This window comes from Pseudomonas sp. B10(2017) (assembly GCF_002113295.1).
Classification (GTDB): domain Bacteria; phylum Pseudomonadota; class Gammaproteobacteria; order Pseudomonadales; family Pseudomonadaceae; genus Aquipseudomonas; species Aquipseudomonas pudica.
On sequence record NZ_NEJU01000005.1, the window covers coordinates 131,065 to 149,199 of the forward strand.

Here is an 18,135-nt window from a genome sequence, read left to right on the forward strand (position 1 = left end):
TCAATCAGCTGCGAAACCTGGGCAGCGGCCTGTCGAGGGTCAGCGAGGTCAAGGTCTTGCGGACCTGGGCCTCATCGGCCTCCAGGGCCTTGAGGCTTGCGCGGATCTTGCCGGCGGCGGGCACGTCGCCCTGCCGGTCGATCCAGTCGGCTATCTCCTTGCAGGCACTGCTCAGGCAGGCCTGGCGCTGGTTCATCAGCGACAGGAGGGTGGTGAGCTCTCTTTCGGACATGGCAGGATCCTCCATTCAGCCTTGTCAGTGTAGCAGTGGCTGGCAGGTCTGCCTGAGGCCTGGTGTCGCAGCTCAGCCTTGCAGGCAGGCGCTGCGGTAGGCCCCCGGCGTTACGCCGTATGCCTGCTTGAACTGCCGGCTCAAATGGCTCTGGTCGGCAAAACCCAGGTCGAACGCCACCTCCGATGCAGCCCAGCCACGCTTGAGCATTTCCCGCGCGCGGGCCAGGCGCCTCTGCTTCAACCAGGCATGGGGCGGCAGGCCGGTGGCCTGGCGGAACACCCGGGCGAAATGGAATGGCGACAGGTTGACCGCCGCCGCCAGGGCCTCGAGCGAGGGCGGGTCGGCCAGTCGGCTTTCCAGCAGCTCACGGGCGCGGGCCACTGCCAGCGGTTCGTGGCCAGGGGCGGCAGGTTCGGCGCATTGCCCGTGCCGTTGCACCAGGGCCAGCACCGCCTGGCGCCAGGCGGTCTGCTGCTGCAGGGCGCTGGCGCCGGCTTCGGACAGCTGGTGCAACTGGCTGAAGGCAAGTGCCAGGGCCGGGTCGTGGATCACGCTGTCCTTGAAGCTGGGCATGCCGTGGCGGCCCAGTGCCAGTTCTTCGAGCACCCCGGTTACCCGTTCATGTTCCGGGTAGAACCCTCGGTAGCGCCAGCCCGCTTCGTGGGCGGTGGCACCGGTGTGCAGTTCGTCGGGGTTGATCAGCACCATGCTGCCGACCGGCGCCAGGTGCTCGCTGCCGCGATGCCAGAAGCGCTGGGCACCCGACTCGATCACGGTAAACACATAGCCTTCATGCACATGCGGGGCGAAGCGCTGCTGGAAATAGCGCGCATGCAGCATCTCGACGTCGCCCAGTGCAGGCGCCTGCCATAGGTGTGTCTGCTCGCGCAGGGGCGTGCTCATGCCAGCCAGCTGCGCAGGAGGAAGAAGATCAACATGCTCACCAGCATGCTAAGCAACACGCTGCGGGTCAACAGCACCAGGGCGATTGCTACCAGCGAACCCAGCAGGTAGGGGTTGAGCAGGCTCAGGTTCAACTGGTGCTCGGGCATGAAGATGATCGGGCCGCAGATTGCGGTGAGCATGCCCGGCACGGCAAAACCGAGGAACTGCCGGGCGTTGGAGCTCAGACGCAATGGCAGGCGCGGCTCCAGGAACGCATAGCGGTTGAGGAACACGATGGCGCCCATGGCAAGAATCAGGACCCAGGTCATGCGCGGGCTCCGGCGAATTTCTGGCAGACGAAACCGGCGCTCATGCCCAGCAGGCCTGCGGCCACCATGGCGGTCTCCCAGTGCCAGTAGCTGAACAGCACCGAACAGAACAGCGACACCGCCACGCACACCAGCGTGGCCAGGTTGCGCACCAGCGGCGCGATCAGGGCGACGAAGGTGGCGACGATGGAAAAGTCCAGACCGAGCTGGTCCAGGTGCGGAATGTTCTGCCCCAGCAGGATGCCGGCCAGGGTGAACAGGTTCCAGGCGATGTAGAACGTCAGGCCCACGCCCAGGGCGTACCAGCGGTTGAACTGCTGCTGGTCGTACTGGCTGGTCAGGGCGAAGAATTCGTCGGTCAGCAGGAAGCCCAGGCCCAGCCGCCAGCGCAGCGGCTGGCTGGACAGCACCGGGCGCATCGTCAGGCCATACAGCAGGTGCTGCGAGGTCAGCAGCAGGGTAGTCAGCAGGATCGACGCCAGGTTGGCGCCACCCTTGAGCATGCCGATCGCCACCAGTTGCGCGGCACCGGCGAAGACGATGGCCGACAGCCCTTGCCCCTCCCAGGCGCTGAGGTTGGCTTCGATGGCCATGGAGCCGGCCAGCAGGCCCCAGGGGGCGACGGCCAGGGACAACGGGAGAATGGCGATGGCGCCGTGGAGAAAGGCTTGGCGGGCGATGTGAGGCATGGTGGCTGCAGTGCGTGTACGTGGCAGGCCAGCATGCCAGACGGGGCGGGGGATGGCTTGAACGATCTTGCTATGCCTGGCACGGTCCTGCACAGAAACCGTGCCCGTTTTACGGACGGCTAGTCAGGTGCTGCTGCGCTGTCACGCAACCGTTGGTGTCCACGGCCTTCTGCAGTAGGCTCTGGCGGTGCTCCGGGTCGAGGTCGCCGAGCAGGCGGTATACCTCGGCCTGGTAGTCGCGCTGGCGCCCCCACTGCATTTCCAGGCCTTGTGGCCGGTTGCGGTTGCAGGCCAGGCGCGTTGCCGGTTGCGGGTAGTAGGGGGCATATACGGTGGCCATGTTGGGGATGGCCTCCAGCGCAGTACGGTAGTCGCTGCTGACGTTATAAGGCGGGCACCAGGTGGCGATGGCCGGCGCCGGTGCGGCAAAGCCCTGTCTGAGGCTGGCTTCGAGCAGTGGGCAGGCGGCGTCCGGGATTTGCGCTGCAGGCAGGTAGGTCATGTAATACAGCGCCAGGCGATACTGTGCGACCGGGTGGCCCAGCTCTACGGACTTTTTCAGCAAGGCGACGGCTGTCGGCAGGGTGTGGGCCATGGCCTGGCCCTGGCGGCTGAGCTCCGGGTCGCCGCCGATGGCCGTGCGCAGCGTGCTGGTGCCGTCGTCCTGGCTGTCGGCCTGCTCCAGCAGGGGCAAGGCCTGGCGGTAGAGCAGGTCGGCATGAGGGTCGATGCGCACTTCGAGCGCGTGCGCAGCCAGCGGCATCAGGGCGATCAACAGTGGGGGCAAGCGAAGCATGCGGCTCACAGGCAAGCCCCATGGGGTGCCAGGTACTGATGGATGGCTTCGATGTTCATGGCGGTCAAGCGTGCGCCTCGGGCAGATCGGAACGACGGCCTATTCTAGCCACCCAAAGGGCCTGGCCGGAAGACCACCCGGCAACTGTCAGACGAGCTTGATCGGCGTGACGTTGCGCTGGGCATGTTTTTCCTGGGCCAGGCCAAGCTTGGCGGTAATGACCTTGGCCAGGGCATTGTTGCCCAGGTCGTTCAGGTGCAGGCGGTCGATGAACAGGTCGGCGCCGAACACCGGCGAGCTGCTGAGCATGCAGTTCATGTCATAGCAGGGCACCGGGTCGGCCTGGCTCTTGATGCGACGGAAGAAGGCCGAGTGCAACTGGCTGTCGAACGCGCCGTCCAGCAGCCGATCGAAATTTGCCGGTCGCCGCTGCAGCGCGTCCAGCATGGCCTGCTCGCCAGCGGGCAGGCTATCCCGGCACCAGGGCAGCAACGGCTGCAGGATGAAGGTGAGTGTGGAGTGGCTGTCTGCCAGCAGCCGGTCCCATTGGCGCAAGGTCCGGCCAATGCTGTCAGCGGCGCGGGCCAGACGCTTTTCCGGGGGGGACAGCGGCCAGGTGGCCGGTGTTGCGACCGGCGGCGTGGCCAACGCCTGGCCGATGCGCCGCCACAGCGATTGCCGGCGGGGCGCCACGGTGGGCTGCATGCCTTCGCTGAAACTGTTGAGAAAATCCTGGTAGGCCTTGGCGTGCCGCGGGTCGTTCAGGCTGGAGAGGACTTCGCAGAGCGCTTCGTGGGCCAGGGTGTTGAGGCCGCTGAGCACCACCACATGGCCGAGCTCGCCAAGGCGGTGCTGGTGGGTCAGGAACATCAGCAGCTCCTGGCTGGCATTGAGCCCGCAGCCAGCCAGGCTCAGCCAGACTTCGCCAGTCAGCATCGACAGGTGCGAGGCCACTGTGTGTTCGTCGGAGCTGGCACCGATGCCCAGGGCAGTGGAGCCGCCGACCAGCAGGTTGATGCGTGGCGCGCCACCGCGCTCTGCCGCCGAAAAGCGCTTGCCGGCGCAATGGCTGTAGCGCAGGCCCAGGGCATCGGTGTTGATGGTGCTGGAGCGGTAGCCGGTTTCGTGCACATGCATGGTGTGCGGGGCGCGCCGGCTGCCCAGCAGCAGAAAGCGCTGGTAGTCCTGTTGCAACGGCGAAGGGCTCGTGTCAGTCGCGGTCATTGGGTCTCCTGCTGCTGCAGCGGGCACTTTGCATCACGTTCAGGCCGCCAGCTCCTTGATGTTGTATAGCAGGCCGCCGGTGGCGATCAGCAGCAGGGCGACCCCCGAGGCCAGGCTGATCATGCGGTTGCTGCGCTGCGAGGCGATCTTGCCGATGGCGAAGATGTACAGGCTGAGCACGGCAAAATCGATGGCTACCCACAGCATCGACAGCACCACCATGCTCTTGCCGAACGACTCGGTGATCTGGATGAACTGCGGGAAGAAGGCAATGAAGAAGATGATGTCCTTCGGGTTGGAAATGCCCACCATGAAACCTTGCAGCAGGCCGCCGCGGCCAGGCTTGGCGAGCTCGCCCGGCGTCTCGGCTGCCGGCGCCTGCAGGGCGTCCCGCAGCGTGCCGACGGCGATGTAGCCGATGAACAGGCAACCCAGCAGGCTCATGGCGCTGAGCCAGGCCTTGTCGATGGCGGCGCTGGTGAGGATGACCCAGGCCGCCGCGCCGATCAGCACCAGCGATGCCCAGTTCGTGCCGACAGCGGTGAACATGGCCTTGCGTGAGCCGGAGGCGGCCGCGGTGTTGACGATCAGCGCCACTACCGGGCCGGGGGTGGCGATCAGTAGCAGGACAGTCAGGGCATAGGTAGCGGTGAGTGCGGTATTCACGGTCAGGTCTCGATCAGTATGTCGGGTGTTACCGCGTGTGCGGCATGGGCGTGGAACGGGCAGCGGGACGGGTTGAGCGAACCTGCCTCCTGCAGTTGGTACTGCTTCCACTCGTAGTTGTCGGCATCGCCGAAGAAGCCAAGGGTGTCGGGCATGACGCCGTCGTTGTAGCGGTGCACGCGCTCGCGGATGCGTTCGCGGATACGTTGGCCGCTTTCGGTGTTGGCGTTGGCCACTTCGTCGAAGTTCGCCCGCGGGTTGATGACGAAGGTGATGTGTGGGCCCAGGTTGCGGCTTTTCATCTGCTGGTGGCCGGGGAAGTTCATGTTGATGAACAGCGGCATGCCGGCAAAGCAGAACGACCAGGCGTTGTCGTCGGGCTCGGTCGGGATGCCCTGCGGCCAGGGCTGCGGGTCGCGCGCGTGCACGCCACGCAAAACCTTCCAGGCCAGCGCCTGTTGCTCGGCCAGGGTGCAGTCGGCGGCGGTTTCGAGAAACACCACCAGCGGGCTGCCGATACGCTGCTTGGGTGGGATGGGGGCGACGGTGCGCACGTAGTCGGCCAGGCCCATGGCGATGTCATCGGCCAGTTGCCCGGCGCGGGCGAACAGGATGTGGCAGGTTGCGCCGTTTACCGCCTTGCGGCCGAACAGGCAGGGAAACTCGGGGTTGGCGAGGACACTGCGAAAATGTTCTACGGCTTTGTAAGTCCAATGTCGCGTATTGCGCACATGTTCAGCGGCCAGCTCTAGCGCATCCAGGCGATAGCAAGTTCCATAACCCGTCGACATGATTTCCCCAGGCGTAAATTTGATGAACGTTCCAGTCACATGCAGGCAGGATCTTGGTTATGTTTATTATTTACCTGCATTTTCCGAGACGTCCTTGACGTTGTAAAACGCGTGGAACTATGACCTACTATTAGTCTTACTCATGCTCGGGGCGTCGCCATGTCGGAACGGATTCAGGCTTTGCACGCGTTGCGTGCCTTCGAGGTGGCCTCTCGCTATGGCTCATTCACCCGTGCAGCGGAGGAGTTGGCCCTGACCCAGGGCGCCGTCAGCCACCACATCAAGACTCTCGAAGCCATGTTCGGCTGCGACCTGTTCGAACGTCGCGGGCCGAAGCTGGCCCTGACGGAGCACGGGCGCCTGCTGGCGCAGGAGCTCAAGGTTGGCTTCAAGATCATCGAGAATGCCTGTGCCCTGCTGCGCCAGGACCGCTACGGCCTGCGTCTGAAAGCTCCGTCAACGCTGACCGTGCGCTGGCTGCTGCGTGCGCTGGATGCGTTCAAGAAGACCGAGGACAACTGCAGCGTGCAGCTGTCCAGCGTGTGGATGGACATCGACAGTGTGGACTTCTATTCCGAGCCCTATGACTGTGCGATCCTCCTGGCGAACGGGCGTTTCCCCGCCGATGTCGAGAGTTTCAAGCTGTTCGATGAATGGCTGATTCCGGTGTGCCACCCGGACTACATGGCCCAGGCACAACCGGACCTTGCCGACCTGGCCCAGTGCGAGTTCCTCCATCCGTCCCCTGACCGGCGAGACTGGCGGCGCTGGCTGGCTCGCATGGACGCGCTGGACATCAGCATCGATCACGGGCAAGTGTTCGATACCCTCGACCAGGGCATCTCGGCTGCCCAGCAAGGCCTGGGCATTTCGGTGGTCGACCTGGTGCTGGCCAGTGCCGACCTGTTGGCCGGGCGCCTGGTCACGCCATTCAAGCACGCGGTGGCCACCGGCGATGGCTATTACATGACCTGGCTCAAGGCCAGCCCCAAGGCGCGGCAGATGCACAAGCTGCGCGAGTTCCTGCTTGGCCAGGTGCCACCGCTGGCCGCCAAGGACATCAATTACCTGTACGGTTGAACACGCGCTCGAGCATGCGGCCGGCCGCCGGCAAGCGCCCGGCGCTGAAAATATTGCGGCAAACACCTGCTGGCCTCAACAAAACGCGCTGTGACGGAGCGTCAGCGGTAGAATTGCCGCAATCAGCACAACCAACGATTCAGAGGTCGACGCGGTGGAGTTGCAGCAGGGCTTTGTCCTGACCCGACATTGGCATGACACGCCCGAAGGCACCTGCGTGGAATTCTGGCTGGCCACCGACCAGGGGCCACGGCAGTTGCGCCTGGCGCCCCAGGTATCGGTGGCATTCATCCCCCTGGCGCACGAAGCGCACGCACGTGTGCTGTTGGCCAACGAACCTGGTGCCGAGCTGCGGCCGTTGCAGCTGAAGGACTTCGACCAACGCCCGGTGCTGGGCCTGTACTGCCGCCAGCACCGGCAATTGATGCAGCTGGAGCAACGCCTGCGCACAGCCGGTATCGATGTGTACGAAGCCGACATCCGCCCGCCCGAGCGCTACCTGATGGAGCGCTTCATCACCGCCCCGGTGCAGTTCACCGGCCAACCGGATGCCCAAGGTGTATTCTGCGATGCCCAGCTCAAGCCTCTGTCGGGCTATCGCCCGCCGCTGCGCCTGGTGTCGCTGGACATCGAGACCAGCGAGCGGGGCGAGCTTTACAGCATTGCCCTGGAAGGCTGTGGTCAGCGCCAGGTGTACATGCTCGGGCCGGCCAACGGCACGGCTGATGGCCTCGACTTCGACCTGCACTACTGCACCGACCGCGCCGACATGCTGGCCTGCCTCAACCATTGGATGGCCGAGCACGACCCGGATGCAATCATCGGCTGGAACCTGATCCAGTTCGACCTGCGCCTGCTGCATGAGCATGCCAAGCTGCTGCAGGTACCGCTGGCACTGGGGCGCAATGGCTCACCGATGACCTTGCGCAGCCATGCCGGTGGTGGCCACGTTTTCGCCGATGCCCCGGGGCGGCTGCTGATCGACGGCATCGAGGCGCTGCGCTCGGCGACCTGGAGCTTCCCGTCGTTCAGCCTCGAAAGTGTCGCCCAGACCTTGCTCGGTGAAGGCAAGGCCATCGACACGCCGTACCAGCGCATGGATGAAATCAACCGCCGCTTCGCCGAGGACAAGCCGGCGTTGGCGCGCTACAACCTCAAGGATTGCGAGCTGGTGACGCGCATCTTCGCCCACACCCGCCTGCTCGAATTCCTTCTGGAGCGGTCTTCGGTCACCGGCCTTGCGGTGGACCGCAGCGGTGGTTCGGTAGCCGCGTTCTGCCATTTGTACATCCCGCAGATGCACCGCCTGGGCTTTGTCGCCCCCAACCTCGGCAGCCGCCCCGACGAAGCCAGCCCCGGTGGCTTCGTCATGGATTCGCGCCCGGGCCTGTACGACTCGGTGTTGGTGCTGGACTACAAGAGCCTGTACCCGTCGATTATTCGTACTTTCTTGATCGACCCGGTGGGGCTGGTCGAAGGCTTGCGCCTGCCCGACGATGAACACTCGGTGGAAGGCTTCCGGGGTGGGCGTTTTTCCCGTAGCGAGCATTGCCTGCCGGCCATCGTCGAGCGGGTATGGCATGGGCGGGAAGCGGCCAAGCGCGAGGGCAACGCGCCGCTGTCGCAGGCGCTGAAGATCATCATGAATGCCTTCTACGGAGTGTTGGGTTCGAGCGGCTGCCGCTTCTTCGACCCGCGCCTGGCTTCGTCGATCACCATGCGCGGCCACCAGATCATGCGCCAGACCCGTGCGCTGATCGAAGCCAGGGGCTACGAGGTGATCTATGGCGATACCGATTCCACTTTCGTCTGGCTCAAGGGTGCCCACGGCGAGGAGGCTGCAGCACGCATAGGCCGCGAGCTGGTGGCGCAAGTCAACCAGTGGTGGCGCGAACACCTGCGCGAGCGGATGAACCTGGAAAGCGCGCTGGAGCTGCAGTTCGAGGTGCATTACCGGCGCTTCCTGATGCCTACCATCCGCGGCACGGACGAAGGCAGCAAGAAGCGCTATGCCGGGCTGGTGCAGCGGGCCGATGGCAGCGAGCAGATGGTCTACAAGGGCCTGGAGTCGGTGCGTACCGACTGGTCGCCACTGGCCCGGCAATTCCAGCAAGAACTTTATGGCCGGATATTCCGCGGGGAGCCTTACCAGGCGTATGTGCGTGATTATGTACAACGCACCCTGGCGGGCGAGCTGAATGAACTGATGGTGTACCGCAAGCGGTTGCGTCGGCCGCTAGCCGATTATCAGCGCAATGTGCCGCCGCACGTGCGCGCGGCCCGGCTGGCCGATGACTACAACCGCCGCCTTGGCCGCCCGACGCAATACCAGCGCGGCGGCTGGATCAGCTATCTGATCACCTTGGCAGGACCGGAACCTCTGGAAAACCTGCAAGCACCGGTGGACTACGAGCATTACCTGACGCGGCAGCTGCAGCCGGTGGCCGATGCCATCCTGCCTTTCGTTGGCGACAGTTTCGAAGGTTTGACCGGGCAGCAGCTGGTGCTGTTCTGAAGGGGGTGGTACCTATCTAGCCTACCTTGTGGCATGCCTGTGCCTATTGTCGCGCCTCTGGATCAGACAGAGGCCAACAACGTGACTACACCCACCAAGGACCAACCGCCACCCGTCGATACGCTGGCCATGGAGCAGGCCTATCAGGACAGCCTCATCGTCAAGCGGCTACCCAGATGGATTCGCCGGCTGCGTATTGTATCGCCTACCGAACAGAACATCCCGGCCAACGGCTTCCATGAATCGCAGCATGCTGCATTACGCGACGCGTTGAAGGGCAGCCTGGCCTGCCGACAGTGGCTGGAAAGGGAGCTTGCGCGCATCGAGGGCATCGACCATTTCGTCAAGCCGCTGCTTCAAAGCACCATGCATAAAGAATTCGGCATCGAGCAAGATGTCAAAGGCCTGTATTTCAGACGCTGGTACACCTACACCGCCCCCAGCCAGGGCACCGTGTGGGGCCGCTATCCGGTCGTGGAAAAGGACTATTTCGACGTACCGCTGATCGAGGCGGCACTGGACAATTTCACACCGGGCGAAGGGCGGGACGAACAGCACAAGGACAACTGCATCGTTGACAGCCTGTCGCAACGGCTTGCGTCACCGACCGCGCCTGCCTTCGCACGGCTGTGCCGCCAACTGGATCTGGGCAGGCGCTATCAACAGCACCTGGACAGCGTGCTGAAAGCGCCTAGCAGCCAGGCCAGCGGCTGGCGCAACATGAGTGCGACGCTTGCGCAACTGTACAGCTCGGTCATGCTGATCGATGCCTGCAAGGCCAAAAGCGATGGAGTACTGAGTGCCGCCGAACTGGACCTGGTGATAGAGCTATGCAGGCTCGGGAGACCCGGCACGCTTTATGAATCGAAGGTGGTGGCCCGGCAACTCAAGGCGTTCGGCTGCGATTTGCAACAGATCGTAATACTCGATGTATTTCACGACAAAGTCAGCCGCAAGATCATTGTTTATATTCCCGATGACCCCCACGGCCCCTGGACCACAAGCCCCGACCTGGAAAGCTTCACCCGCAAGGTCTTGGGCAAGCGTTTGCGAGACAAGGGCTATCAGTCGTTCTTCAGTCGCTTCGTACGACGACGCGACAGCCAGCAGTTCTTCTCCAAGGTTGCCAAGGAATTGGTGGATGTGGCCGATTGGGCAACCCGAGAAATGGACCAGCACATGCGGGACTACCCGCTACCGTTGTTCGACCACCTTGCTGCCGCGCGTATTGCTCACATCAAGGACGATGCCGCACTGATTGCCACGCCAGTGTCCGACCTTGACCGCAAGGCCCAGGAGGCTCACAGGCAAAGGTTGATAGCCGAAGGATGGACGCTGGCCAGCGTGGCGGGCGTGTTCATCCCTGCACTTAATGCGCTGCTGCTTGCTGTAATGGTGTGGGACCTGTTGAGCGAGTTGTTCCAGGCGGTGAAGGACTGGCGTGAGGGTGACACCAGCGCAGCTATCGAGCATGTGCTCAGCGTGACCAAAGACCTGGCTGTGGTCGGTGTCACCGCTGTGGTATGGCGAGAAGCTAGCCGGGCCTGGGCCGCAGTGGACCAGTGGGTGCCAGCGCGGCTGGAGGACGGGACCGAAAAACTCTGGAATGGGGATCTGGTGCCGTTTCGCAGCGCGGCACATCCCGCCGGGGAAGTGGCCGATGCAATGGGTATCTACCGCGCTCACGACAGAAGCTGGATAGCCATGGACGGCCATTACTACGAGGTCGTCCAGCATGCAGACGAAGAGTGGCAACTGGCGCCACGAGATGGCCATGGGCCTTTGTTGCGTCACAATGACGCCGGGGCCTGGCGGCTATGGAGCGAGCAACCTGTCAACTGGGCAGACAAACACAGGATGTTCCGCCGCTTGGGTGAGCGTTTCGCTCGCCTGGATGATGAACAGATTGACCAGGTCATGGCCATCCATGCCCTGGATGCAGATCATCTTCGGGCGCTGCATGTATACGGTCGGCCGCCAGAAGCTGAGTTGGTCGATACCGTCGAGCGCCTGCTGATCGACCGTCGGCTTCAGGCCTTGTTGGACAGCTTGAGGCTTGGGCGGGTGCCGGAGGACGCGCCGTTGCTGTTGAAGGCCCGTGCATTGCCGGGCGTCACCGAGCACGGCGGGCCGCCATTGGCGGTGCAGGTCTCGGCCAGACGACGCCAGCTGTTTCAACAGGTTTATGACGGGCAACAGGAGCCAGACGATGCGGCGGTGGCAACATTGCGCAGGGCATTCCCGAGCCTGCATGGCCGTGCTGCGCGCGAGCTCGTGGGTGGGTTGTCGGCAGAAGGTGCGGATCTTCACGCTCTGGTCAGCGGTACGGTGCCGTTCCGGCTGGTCGACAGGGCCAGGCTGAGCGTACTACGTATTCGCATTGCCCGTGCCTGTGAGGCGCTGTTCATCGATACGCCCCAGACTCTGGACCAGGCCAAGGTCGCGCTGACTTTGCTGGAAACTCTGGATACAAGAAGTGGCAGACCGCGTTGGCGGCTGTACGACGGCGATAGTCCACAGCCGGTAATGGCCACCGCTGGCCGCGGGCAGAACTTCAGACTTATACATGTAAACGGGCGGTTCTCGCTTGAGGACGCGCTGGGCGTTGAACTGCGCGGCCCCGGTGAACTGTTCGAGACCCTGGTGGGTGCGTTCTCCCCTGGCGACCATGAGGCAATCGGTATCAATGAACCCTACGCCCCAGGCTTGAAAGCAGTCTTGGCCAGGCAAGTGGCCGGCCACAGTAGGGAACTCGCCCAGGCATTGGGCAGAAAGCCTGAATTGCCATGGATGCTGACGCCGCTGCGCCTGGAGGATGGCAGGGTCGGCTACCCGCTGGGTGGCGGCCTGGGACGCCATGCTCGGCCTGCCCCACGACCCGGGGCGTTCGAGGCGCGCCTGCGCGATCTTTACCCAGCGTACAGTGAAGACCAGGTCGATGCTTGGATAGTAGCGGTGCATGCTTCGGGGCGTGATACCGACACCACGCTTGGCGTGCTCGAAGAGCAGGCGCGCCGGTTGCACGACCACCTGAAAAGCTGGGAGCGGCGAGGAGTGCTGGCCGGTGAACGAACCGAGCGCAAGCGGTTTCGCAAAGCCGTCATGCAATGCTGGCGGGAACGGGTACCTGATGAGGTTACCCCTGAAGGGCAACGGCTGTCCGTGACTTGGCAGTATAGTGGGCATGACCTGCGCTCATTGCCTGAGTTGGGGCCGTTGTTCACTTTCCCGCATGTTACCGAGCTTTCCCTTCGCAGCCTGCTGCTGGAGGAGGTGCCGGAGCGATTCCTGCTTTCATTCCCCAATCTGAAGTCTCTGGAACTGAGCTATAACCGGTTGGAGCGTCTGCCAGACAGCCTGCCGTTGCTCAATGAATTGAGCATTCTCGACTTGTCCGGCAATCGCATCTCGCTGGATTTGCCACAAGCTCAAATGGTGGGGCTGTGCAGCGGTTTACATTACCTGAACCTTTCGGGTAACCCCTTGAGCATGGCCTTTTCGGTGGCAAGGATGGGTCGGTTGGCCGAGTTGCGCTTGCGCAATACCAGGCTGGCATTGCTGCCCGAGGGCATCATGGAGAGTGCGACGCTGTACCTGCTCGACGCTTCCAACAACCTTGTCGCTTCGTTGCCCCCTGACTTCACCGAGTCTCAGTTGTGGCAGAACGGCTTCGTGGCGCTGTCAGGCAACCCGCTTGTGGTGCGCCAGCCTGAAGAGGTGCAGGAGGCGTGGAACATTCCGGAGACGAGTTCAGTCCCTCATAAACTGCGCTGGGCGGACCGTCTGGACGGTGAACAACGTGAAGATCTGAGTAGCCTGTGGGCTCATGTCGAGCAAATGGATGGGGTGACAAACTTCATGCTCCTGCTGGCTCAACTCACGCGCTCGAGAGACTTCACCCATCCTCTCAATGGGGAACTGCTGGCTTCACGCGTTCTGGCCATGATGGAAAAGGTCCAGAATTCGCCAGACTTGGCCGACGAAGTTTTCGCCAATGCATTGGTCGAGAACTGCGCCGACAATGCCACGGTAGTTTTCCAGCAACTTGAAATCCGTTGCCTTGTATGGGACGCAAGGCAAGCTGCCCCCTCTGTTAGTCAGGAGCAAGTTCTGGTGACACTTGCGCGGCGGCTGTGGAGGCAACGGGAGGTTGAATTCATCGCACTGCGCGAGGCTGAGGCGGCAGGTCGGGGCCACGAGTCGATCGAATGGGTGCTGGCGTACTCGATCCGCTTGCGCGAGATCCTGGACCTGCCCGGTAAAGCGCGGAGCATGCTCTATGCCATGATCCCGAACCTGGACGTCGCTTCGGTCGAACGCGTGGGTGACCAGGTAAGGCGTAACGAGACAGCCGGAGCGGTGGCAGCGTGGATGGTCCAGGAACCATTCTGGAGGAACTATCTCGAGAAGCATTACGTACGCGAACTGGAAGTGCCGGCAAGTTTTCAGAACCAGTTGGCAAAGGATCTCAACGCCGAGGACACCGCCAAGTTGATGGCTGAAATCAGGGTGTGGACCGAGAAAACCGAGCTTCAGTTGACCATCAATGCCCTGCAACCTCAGGAATGACCAGGGCGCATTGGACTATGCTCAAGCTACAAGTAACAGAGGTATTTTTTCGGGCTCGGGACGGGGAGTGGTCGCATTTGGTAACCGCCGGTTACTGTTCATTCAAACATGAAGGCCTTTGGCTGGTTTACGCTCGCTCGTCGGATCTTTCTCCCTGATCTGTAGTCTTTTGGTTTATCGAGAGAATAAGGAGATACGCATGCTCGTCCGGTCACTGACCCTCGCCACCTTGCTCGCGTTCGTCGGCCCCGTGTTCGCCGCCGACAGTGACGCGCCGCTGGCCAAGGAACTGGGCAAGGCCAGGCCCTTGGTCGTCATTGCACCCAGCAGCGCCGACCCGACGTTGCGTGGCTTGAACGAGGCCCTGAAGGACCCGGCCACCCAGGCCGCCTTCAAAGAACGCAACCTGGTGCTGTACAGCGTTGCCAACATGATGGGCAAGCGTGAGGACAAGAACCTCGAGCAGCAAACCACCATGGCCTTGATCCGTGAGTTGAAGCTAGGTGCCAGCAAAGGCACCAAGGTGATCCTGGTGGGCAAGGACGGTGAGCGGCACATGCTCAAGGACGACGAGGAGGGCGGGGCCATCGACCCGCAGGTGATCCTCAAGGCGGTCGATGAGCTGCCCGCCAGCGAAAAAGCCGTGACGGCGCCGGAGCCTGTGGCAGCGGCGGCACCCGAACCTAAGGCCAAGGACAGCAAGCCTGCCAAGCCGGCCAAGCCGGCCGCCCCCCCCAAGCCGCTGGAAGACTGACCCTGCACGACGGCCCCGAGGCACCTTGGGGCCGTTGTGTATCCCACTGTATCTGCCCACGCCGCTGACCCATTCCCATACAAAACCGCACCCCGCGCGATACATCCACGACATACCGCAACGGCCTAATGGCTCCACATTCCAACCACAGTGGAGCAACACCATGACTCAAGTACGAAACACCCTCGGCCTGCTCGGCGCTGCCCTGATCGGCAGCATGGCTTTGAGCAGCAGCGCCTTTGCCGTCGAGCCGTTGGCCCAGGGTTACCAGCTGGCTTCGGCCAAGGTGGCCGGCGAGGGCAAGTGTGGTGAAGGCAAATGTGGTGGCAGCGCCAAGGCCACCCAGGGCGAAGGCAAATGTGGTGAGGGCAAGTGCGGCGCCAGCGCCAAGGCCGGTACCGAAGGCAAGTGCGGCGAGGGCAAGTGTGGTGATGCTTCGTTCGCCAAGACCGACAGCAACCACGACGGCAAGGTCTCGCGCGACGAGTTCCTGGTGGTGGCCAAGGACCGCGCCGGCGACTTCGACAAGATCGACCGCAACCATGATGGCTTCATCTCCGAACAGGAAGCCGCAGATCACCTCAAGGCGATCTACCAGGCCAATGGCAAGACCATGCCCGAGGGCTTGTTCAGCCACCTGACCGGCAAGCCCTGACCTTCTGCCCCACGAACCGCGCAACGCCCCTCCTGCTGGTCAGGCGGGGCGTTGTGCCTGTTGCGGAGACCTGTTCATGCACCCCACATCTTTGTCCTCTGAACCTTTACGGGTCGGGCTCGGCCTGCGCCGCGGCCTGTTGCCGGAACTGCTGGCCATGGAAACTGGCGCCGTGGACTTTCTCGAATGCGCACCGGAAAACTGGATTGCCGTAGGTGGTGCGTACGGCAAGGGGTTGGCGCAGCTGGCCGAGCGTTTTGCCATTACCTGCCACGGGCTATCGCTGTCGCTGGGTGGCAGCGAGCCGCTGGACCGACATTTTCTTGGCCAGACCCGCCAGTTTCTCGATCGCCATCAGGTACGCCTGTACAGCGAGCACCTGAGCTACTGCAGTGATGACGGGCATCTGTACGACCTGATGCCCATTCCATTTACCGACGAAGCCGTGCGCCATGTGGCCGCGCGGATTCGCCAGGCCCAGGAATACCTGGAACGGCGCATTGCCGTGGAAAACATCAGCTACTACGCCGCGCCGTACCAGGCGATGAGCGAACTCGATTTCATCCGTGCGGTACTTGATGAGGCCGACTGCGACTTGCTGCTGGACGTCAACAATGTGTTCGTCAATGCCTGCAACCACGGTTACGACGCCCGCGAATTCCTTGCGGGCTTGCCCCAGGCGCGAGTGACCGGCATGCACGTGGCTGGCCATTACGATGAAGCGCCGGACCTCAAGGTAGACACCCACGGGGCTGCGGTAAAGGAAGATGTATGGGCGCTGTACGCGGTCGCCTGTGCGCGCTTCGGTGTGCAACCGACCGTGCTCGAGCGTGATTTCAACTACCCGCCGCTGGCCGACCTGCTCGCCGAAACGGCGCGCATCCGCACTGTGCAGCGTGTTTCGGGAGGGCATGCAAATGAATGAGACCTTGCGTGAGCAGCAGTACACCTTGGCCCGGCACCTGCGTGACCCGCAGCGCAATGCGCCGCCGCCTGGCATAGAGGCCCGGCGGCTGAAGATTTACCGCGAGCTGTTCTATGGTGCTATCGAAGGTTTGCTGGCCGGCAGTTTTCCGGTGATGCGCCAGGCGTTGGGCGAACAGCGCTGGCATGCGCGAGTGCGAGATTTCTATGCCAACTATCGCAGCCAGACCCCGTTGTTCACCGAGATTGCCGAGGCGTTCGTCGACTACCTGCAGGGTGTCGAGCTGGATGCACCCTGGCAGCTGGAGCTGGCGCACTATGAGTGGGTCGAGGCTCAGTTGTATCTGAGCGATGCCGAGGACCCGGCCCATGACCCGGCAGGCGACCTGCTGGAAGGGGAGCCACTGTTGTCGTGCGTGGCACGGGTGTTGGCCTACCGCTGGCCAGTGGAGCGGATCGGGGCGGATTACCAGCCAGCGATCGCGCCAGAGACGCCGACCTTGTTGCTGGTCTATCGCGATGCGGAGTTGAAAGTGCGCTTCGCGCGCCTGGCGCCGCTGGCGTACCGGTTGCTGGCGCTGGAACAGGGCAGTGGGCGGGCGCGGTTGCAGGCGTTGGGCGGTGCTGTGGAGGAGGGGTTGGCGTTGCTGGAGGGGCTGCGCGAGCAGGGGGTCATCATCGGTACATGTTGAATCGTTGTATTGGGGCGCTTTGCGCCCCATCGCCGGCAAGCCAGCTCCCACAGGTACAGCGCATGCCCAGAATCTTGCGCAGTACCTGTGGGAGCTGGCTTGCCGGCGATGGGCTGCAACGCAGCCCCGGCGAAATCACCTGCAGAATCGCCCCCTGAGCCAATGATCCAGGCTCAACCGCCCAGCCCCTTTCAGCAGCAGTGGCAGCAACGCCACCAGGTAGATCAGCGGCAACTTGAAGTTGCCAAAACCCTGGTCGGTAATCGCATACCCTTGGGCCAGCTCGGCCAGGCTCGACCAGTGCGCCGGCCAATGTACCGCGGCAATCGCCACCACGGTCACCACCATCAGCCCCAACGAGGCCAGCCGGGTACCTAGCCCCAGCAACAGCAGTAACGGCAGGATCAGCTCCGCCCACATCGACAGCTGCCAGTTCAGCTCTGCAGGCAGCAGGTTGAAGGGGAACGGGAAGTTCGCTTGCAGGTCGGCGAACCAGTTGCTGCCATTGAATTTCTCCCAGCCAGATTCGAAAAATTCCCAGGCCAGAAACAGCCGCAACGGCAGGTCGGCGCTCCAGGTACCGAAACGGTCGAAGGTGGTCAGGGTGCGGGTCAAGGTAGTCATGCTGGTTTCTCTCTTCAGGAAAGGGCACGGGCGTTGCGGCGTTGCTGACGGGCAAGCTTGGCGGTGAGCTTGACGGCGATGGCGCTGAACATCAGGGCGAACGCCAGCGGGTACCAGCCGCCCATGGGGATGCGTTTGTAGAACGACAGGCAGAACACCGCAGCCAGTACCCACATGCCGGTGCTGTGCAGGGCCTGCCAGGCACGGCCACCCAACAGGCGCATCGGGGCCTTGAATGAGGTGATGGTGAGCAGCAGCAGGAACAGGTAGCCGAGGGTACCGGGCAGGCTGGAGGTGAGCGTGCGGCCGGCCCAGAACAGCTCGGGGAATTGCTGAGCGTAGCGGTAGATCAGTACGCCATGCACGGTGTGGGAAAAGGCGAATGCCAGCCCCAGATAGCGCCGTTCCTGGAGGAGGCGGCGACTGCTTGTGCCAGGCAGCAGGGTCACCAGCGACGACGCCAGGAAGGCCAGCAGGAATAGCGCGAAGGAGCTGCGCGCAGTGGCACGGATCGCGCTGCGCAGGCCGTCGGGATCAGGTTGGCTGGCCAGGACCACGGCGGTCATCGCCAGGGTCAGGCCGGCGAGCGTGGCGAACAGCTTCCAGCCGGAGGGAAGGGTGAGGGGTTTCATCAGGGAGACTCCCAGGTGTGGTTGTGTGACCGGGAGTGTGTCGGGGTGGGGTATCTGCAGTGTGTCGGCGGTGGT

Annotated in this window: 17 protein-coding genes; 7 read left to right on the top strand and 10 right to left on the bottom strand. The window is 63.1% G+C overall.

The genetic code is table 11. From position 1 onward, the window contains the following. Positions 1-4: 4 nt before the first annotated feature. From CAF92_RS08750 to CAF92_RS08785, 8 genes are all read right to left on the bottom strand, one after another. Positions 5-232, bottom strand: a complete 228-nt coding sequence (locus CAF92_RS08750) for a hypothetical protein (protein WP_003250422.1) — start codon at positions 230-232, stop codon at positions 5-7. A 72-nt stretch (positions 233-304) separates the two neighbouring features. Next, the gene (locus CAF92_RS08755) at positions 305-1,138 is read right to left on the bottom strand and encodes an AraC family transcriptional regulator (protein WP_046615692.1); all 834 of its coding nucleotides are present in this window, start codon (positions 1,136-1,138) and stop codon (positions 305-307) included. Continuing rightward, complete coding sequence (locus tag CAF92_RS08760; protein WP_046615691.1) at positions 1,135-1,449, bottom strand: AzlD domain-containing protein; 315 nt, start codon at positions 1,447-1,449, stop codon at positions 1,135-1,137. Before CAF92_RS08760 ends, CAF92_RS08755 begins: the two co-directional genes overlap by 4 nt. After that, positions 1,446-2,138: an AzlC family ABC transporter permease gene (locus CAF92_RS08765; RefSeq protein WP_085600261.1), complete on the bottom strand. Its 693-nt coding sequence runs from the start codon at positions 2,136-2,138 to the stop codon at positions 1,446-1,448. Before CAF92_RS08765 ends, CAF92_RS08760 begins: the two co-directional genes overlap by 4 nt. A gap of 109 nt (positions 2,139-2,247) precedes the next feature. Further along, positions 2,248-2,943 carry a sel1 repeat family protein gene (locus CAF92_RS08770; RefSeq protein WP_046615689.1) on the bottom strand — a complete coding sequence of 232 codons (696 nt, stop codon included), beginning with the start codon at positions 2,941-2,943 and terminating at the stop codon, positions 2,248-2,250. Between the two features lie 138 nt (positions 2,944-3,081). Further along, the gene (locus tag CAF92_RS08775) at positions 3,082-4,158 is read right to left on the bottom strand and encodes a hypothetical protein (RefSeq protein WP_046615688.1); all 1,077 of its coding nucleotides are present in this window, start codon (positions 4,156-4,158) and stop codon (positions 3,082-3,084) included. Between the two features lie 39 nt (positions 4,159-4,197). Beyond that, entirely contained in the window at positions 4,198-4,824 is a 627-nt protein-coding gene (locus tag CAF92_RS08780; protein WP_046615687.1) for a LysE family translocator, read from the bottom strand. Positions 4,825-4,826: 2 nt separating this feature from the next. Continuing rightward, a complete protein-coding gene (locus tag CAF92_RS08785) occupies positions 4,827-5,615 on the bottom strand; it encodes a YqcI/YcgG family protein (RefSeq protein ID WP_046615686.1) in 789 nt (262 codons plus the stop codon). A 159-nt stretch (positions 5,616-5,774) separates the two neighbouring features. Between CAF92_RS08785 and CAF92_RS08790 the strand changes: the two genes are divergently transcribed. From CAF92_RS08790 to CAF92_RS08820, 7 genes are all read left to right on the top strand, one after another. Continuing rightward, positions 5,775-6,695 carry a LysR substrate-binding domain-containing protein gene (locus CAF92_RS08790; RefSeq protein WP_085600263.1) on the top strand — a complete coding sequence of 307 codons (921 nt, stop codon included), beginning with the start codon at positions 5,775-5,777 and terminating at the stop codon, positions 6,693-6,695. 154 nt (positions 6,696-6,849) lie between these two features. After that, the gene (locus tag CAF92_RS08795; protein WP_085600266.1) at positions 6,850-9,210 is read left to right on the top strand and encodes a DNA polymerase II; all 2,361 of its coding nucleotides are present in this window, start codon (positions 6,850-6,852) and stop codon (positions 9,208-9,210) included. Between the two features lie 81 nt (positions 9,211-9,291). After that, entirely contained in the window at positions 9,292-13,779 is a 4,488-nt protein-coding gene (locus CAF92_RS08800; protein WP_143516084.1) for an NEL-type E3 ubiquitin ligase domain-containing protein, read from the top strand. 199 nt (positions 13,780-13,978) lie between these two features. Continuing rightward, positions 13,979-14,533 (top strand): DUF4174 domain-containing protein, encoded by a 555-nt coding sequence (locus tag CAF92_RS08805; protein WP_085600272.1) that lies wholly within the window; start codon positions 13,979-13,981, stop codon positions 14,531-14,533. 163 nt (positions 14,534-14,696) lie between these two features. Beyond that, complete coding sequence (locus CAF92_RS08810; protein ID WP_046615681.1) at positions 14,697-15,188, top strand: hypothetical protein; 492 nt, start codon at positions 14,697-14,699, stop codon at positions 15,186-15,188. A 76-nt stretch (positions 15,189-15,264) separates the two neighbouring features. Then, the gene (locus CAF92_RS08815) at positions 15,265-16,113 is read left to right on the top strand and encodes a DUF692 domain-containing protein (protein WP_085600275.1); all 849 of its coding nucleotides are present in this window, start codon (positions 15,265-15,267) and stop codon (positions 16,111-16,113) included. Beyond that, complete coding sequence (locus CAF92_RS08820) at positions 16,106-16,804, top strand: DUF2063 domain-containing protein (protein WP_085600278.1); 699 nt, start codon at positions 16,106-16,108, stop codon at positions 16,802-16,804. Before CAF92_RS08815 ends, CAF92_RS08820 begins: the two co-directional genes overlap by 8 nt. A gap of 135 nt (positions 16,805-16,939) precedes the next feature. Here CAF92_RS08820 and CAF92_RS08825 read toward each other — a convergent pair whose 3' ends face one another. Together CAF92_RS08825 and CAF92_RS08830 are read right to left on the bottom strand one after the other, a co-directional pair. Then, positions 16,940-17,428, bottom strand: a complete 489-nt coding sequence (locus CAF92_RS08825) for a DoxX family protein (RefSeq protein ID WP_046615678.1) — start codon at positions 17,426-17,428, stop codon at positions 16,940-16,942. A 14-nt stretch (positions 17,429-17,442) separates the two neighbouring features. Beyond that, positions 17,443-18,060 carry a ferric reductase-like transmembrane domain-containing protein gene (locus tag CAF92_RS08830; protein WP_046615677.1) on the bottom strand — a complete coding sequence of 206 codons (618 nt, stop codon included), beginning with the start codon at positions 18,058-18,060 and terminating at the stop codon, positions 17,443-17,445. Positions 18,061-18,135 lie beyond the last annotated feature (75 nt).